This window comes from Dyadobacter sp. (assembly GCF_051859145.1).
In the GTDB taxonomy this organism is placed as follows: Bacteria; Bacteroidota; Bacteroidia; order Cytophagales; family Spirosomataceae; genus Dyadobacter.
On record NZ_JBHYGF010000235.1, the window covers coordinates 24,042 to 27,852 of the forward strand.

3 protein-coding genes and 1 pseudogene are annotated in these 3,811 nt (G+C 45.4%); 2 read left to right on the plus strand and 2 right to left on the minus strand.

Annotated features, from left to right (window positions below):
* Nucleotides 1–248: 248 nt before the first annotated feature.
* Nucleotides 249–494: pseudogene (locus tag ACTIE6_RS14480) on the plus strand (nucleotidyltransferase domain-containing protein); the annotation flags it as partial.
* A gap of 88 nt (nucleotides 495–582) precedes the next feature.
* A complete protein-coding gene (locus ACTIE6_RS14485; RefSeq protein WP_439557321.1) occupies nucleotides 583–816 on the plus strand; it encodes a hypothetical protein in 234 nt (77 codons plus the stop codon).
* 289 nt (nucleotides 817–1,105) lie between these two features.
* Here ACTIE6_RS14485 and ACTIE6_RS14490 read toward each other — a convergent pair whose 3' ends face one another.
* Both ACTIE6_RS14490 and ACTIE6_RS14495 read right to left on the minus strand, forming a co-directional pair.
* On the minus strand, nucleotides 1,106–1,984 hold the full coding sequence (locus tag ACTIE6_RS14490; protein ID WP_439557322.1) for a helix-turn-helix domain-containing protein: 879 nt from the start codon (nucleotides 1,982–1,984) through the stop codon (nucleotides 1,106–1,108).
* A 96-nt stretch (nucleotides 1,985–2,080) separates the two neighbouring features.
* Nucleotides 2,081–3,811: plastocyanin/azurin family copper-binding protein (locus tag ACTIE6_RS14495; protein ID WP_439557323.1), on the minus strand; the 1,731-nt coding region annotated here is incomplete at its 5' end.

The following is a 3,811-nucleotide window of genomic DNA, read 5'->3' on the forward strand; positions in this document are numbered from 1 at the left end:
CCGGCTCTTCTCGCCACCGGGCGCAATAGCCAGACAATCCGTAAAAGTCCCGCCCGTATCAATCCAAATTTTCCAGTGGGTAATTGAAGTGTTCAAGTGGATAAAGCAAATGTGATGGTTTTTGAATATGCATTTAAGTTGGGACAAAAACTATAGTTATGAGCGAAAATATTGATGTTGAAGGAGCATTAGCGATAGCTCGCGAGTATGTTGATTGCGTAGGGAAAGTATTCTAGGTTAAGCAAGCTTTTCTATTTGGCTCTTATGCAAAAGGTAATAGCCACGAGGATAGCGATATAGATGTTGCATTGATTATCGATGAAGTCGAAGATATTCTGGAAGCTCAACTAGCGATGTTCAAACCTAGGCGTGATATAGATATCCGACTAGAACCCCACCCATTTCTTCAAGAAGATTTTAATGCGTCAAATCCAGTCGCATTTGAAGTTATGAAGTATGGGATAGAGATAAAGGTAAATGCAGCTGTTACCTAAGCCGCCCCAAATTTAGAGACGAAGTCTTGCAATTTGTCCTTAACATTATTAGTCGTTATCTTTAAATATACCTTAATGAAAACCCGCTATGGAAGTTAAAGAACGAATTGTTAGCCAGATCAATCAGATTGACGACGAGGCGCTGCTTTCGGAACTGGAATTGATTCTCTTCAATCTTCAATCTGATGACCGTGCTCCTTTTCAGTTGACGGACGAGATGCGAGCTTCGATCAGGCGTTCGGAACAAGATTTTCGTGAGGGAAGAACAATAGATCACACACAGGTAATGCAAGAGATGAGTAAATGGCTAGACGAACGATAACCTGGGCTGACAATGCCTACATTGAGTTACGTTCCATTCTTGAATTTTACGAAGAAAGAAATCAAAGCACTACTTACTCCAAGTGGCTGCTCAGGGAAATCAATTATCGTGCTGAACTGATTGCTGTTTTTCCCAAAATTGGCAGAGTTACAGCCGACAAGAATTTCCGAATTGTTCCATTTCATCACTTCGGAATTATATATGGATTCTCAGATCGGCACATTCAAATTGCATCAATATGGGATTTTCGCAGAAATCGAGAAAAACGGATTGATAGAATATAGATGAACTAACCAACTCTCTCCAAAAATCCCTTCTGATACTCCCGCGGGGATAGCCCGATTGTCTTCTTAAAAACCCTGTTGAAATTCGTTACATTATCAAAACCAGTTTGGTAACTGACATCTGAAAAGCCGTCGAATTTGCCGGAGACGATGATTTTGCAGGCTTCGTTAATGCGGACTTCGTTGAGGAAGCTGACGAAAGTTTTGTCGGTGTGTTTTTTGAAATACCTGCAAAAAGCCTGGGGTGTGAGGTTGGCGACTTCTGAAATTTCTGCCAGGGAAATGTGGCTTTTGTAATGTCCAACAAGATATTGGAATATTCTGTCCATTCTGATCCCTTCCACCTCCGAAATCCGGTGCTCACTGTTGCTGGTGGCGAGCGGTTTTAATTCTTTGGTTGTTGAAAAATGATGTAATAGCGAAATGAATGCAGCCACCCGCTGACTTTCCTTTTGCTGCATTACTTCCTTGATCGTGCTTTTGATGGTCTCATTTTCACCTTCGGGAAGCTGAAATCCGTTGTGCAGGCCGCCGACAAACTTTCGTATACCGGTCATTTCGGGCAGGCTGAGGATATTTTGAGAAAGGTGGATCGGGTCGAAAAAGATGGAAACGGAATGCACCTGCCTCGGCTCGGCTGCATTAAAATAGGATTCGTCGCTCTTGAAAATGTGCGATTGATTGGCGCCGATAATGTACACTTCGCCCGCCTCAAACCGCTGCATATAATTTCCCGCAATCAATATTCCTGAACCTTCCACAACCCACTCGATCTGTACTTCACGGTGCCGGTGTAGGTGGTTATAGTAATGCGGCAAAATGCTTTCCTGCACCACAATGGTACTTTCCTTTGGAACCGGTATGGTGAACTGAACAACTTTCATGGTGTTGAGAATGCGCTTCTTAGACTGTTTTTAACCAAAAAATCCGTCAGCTAAAACTTCGCATGACGGATTTTTTGATCTTGTATTCAATTGTAATTAGAGACTTTTTTCGTCCTTAACCACTTTCATAACTCCCTTCATCAATCGCCAGTGGCCAGGGAACGTACAAACGAACGGATAGTCGCCTACCTCGTTTGGTACCTGGAATTTCAGACGGAAAGTCTGACCTGGATTTACCAGCGGCGTGGCAGCAAGAACCTGCGGAATATTAGGTACATAGTTTTTCTCTGCACCGTCTTTGGCCGTGATCATTTTATCAGCTGCTGTACCGATGATTTCCAGCGATTTTGGCTTTCCGATTACCACGTTATGCTGCATTGCATCCGGGTTTTCAAATACCAGCTCAACCGTTTTACCAGCTACCGCTTTGAATTCGGTTAAGGTAAATTTCATCTCCTCGCGGATCGCCTTGATCTGTACAACCTGCACATTCGGGTCAGTAGTGGTTTCCTCCTTAATTCCGTAAGATTCAAGGAACGGCGTCAGTTTGCTGCTCAGATCGTCGGTAACGCTGGTTTTAAGTGAAGCCAGCAACTTCTTGCCTTCATCGTTGGTAGTTTCTTTGCGTTTCGGGTTCCATGCACCGAGTACACCTTTGAAAACTGCATTGCGGCCCTGCAGATCGAGTGTCTGCGCTGTTTTTAGCAAATCCAGAACATCATTTCCGCTGGCGTAGGAAGCATATCCGCGCGTTGCGCGTTCCAAAGCAAAGTCCGACAAACGATCCAATCTGCGTACCTCAAAGGTTTTGCTCATGGTATTGTTCTTGTTTTCGTCTTTTTCAGGAACCACATTGTCTACATCCACAGTGGCAGTGATCGTCACTTTTCCGGCTTCGTCAGAAGTAAAGCCGAAACCTGAGCGCCACGGACCATTGTTTCCTTCGGTCAGCTTCACGGTTTCGCCCGGAGCAATACCATTTGTCAGCTGGCGACTTACGTAATTACTGTTCAGCGAGCGGCTTCTTACACCCACATTCACAACCGGTACCAGCTCTTTCGGAACCGCTACGCTGCCCTGGTTTGTAATTTCAATCACAACCCGCGCATATTCACGAACGTAAGGTTTTGCAGGTTCAATGGTGATATTGGTAATCGCCAGTTCAGCTGTTCCCTGCGTAGTTACTTTGCTCGCGCCGTGGCCTTCGTGGTTCATTGTTGAATGATCCATTGGTTTTGCTTCTTCTGCCTTTTGAGCAGCTGCGGTTGAAGAACCTGCCCTGCCTGCGCGTTGGGCCAAATATTTCTTACGCAAAGCACCATCGTGCGAGTTCAATACGGCGGCAAATGCATCCGGCATCCAGCGATCGTCAGCCTGTGCGTAAGTATCAAGCAATGTCAAAACTGCTGTTTCCACTTGCGGTGTCAACGGGATATCAGCAAAACGAAGCAGTGAGTTCATCGCAACCAATGCATCTTTATCATGCAAAGCGTCGGCAGCAAGCAGTGTTTGTGCGGTAGCGGGCGTCGAAGGCAGCACCTGAACAGCAGTTTTGCGTACATCCGCAGCAGGATGCTTCAAAGCTTCGGTAACTGCCGCCAGAACTTGCGGATCTTCGATTGCATTCAAACCATGCAAAGTCCACAAAGCATGGATAGCAGCTGCATTCAGGCCAATTTCGTCAACGGATTTGTCTTTAACCAGTTCCACCAGTTTACCAACAACATCTTTGTTATTGCGCTCGACCAGTAAACGTTGCGCGTGACGGCGCCATAACATATTGGTGTTTTTCAAAGTAGCAACCAGCTCGTCAGGACGGGATTTGCT

Excerpts from the sequence above, each read along its gene's own strand:
- ACTIE6_RS14485 (WP_439557321.1), top strand. The coding sequence starts at position 583 with ATGGAAGTTAAAGAACGAATTGTTAGCCAGATCAATCAGATTGACGAC.
- ACTIE6_RS14490 (WP_439557322.1), bottom strand. The coding sequence starts at position 1,984 with ATGAAAGTTGTTCAGTTCACCATACCGGTTCCAAAGGAAAGTACCATT.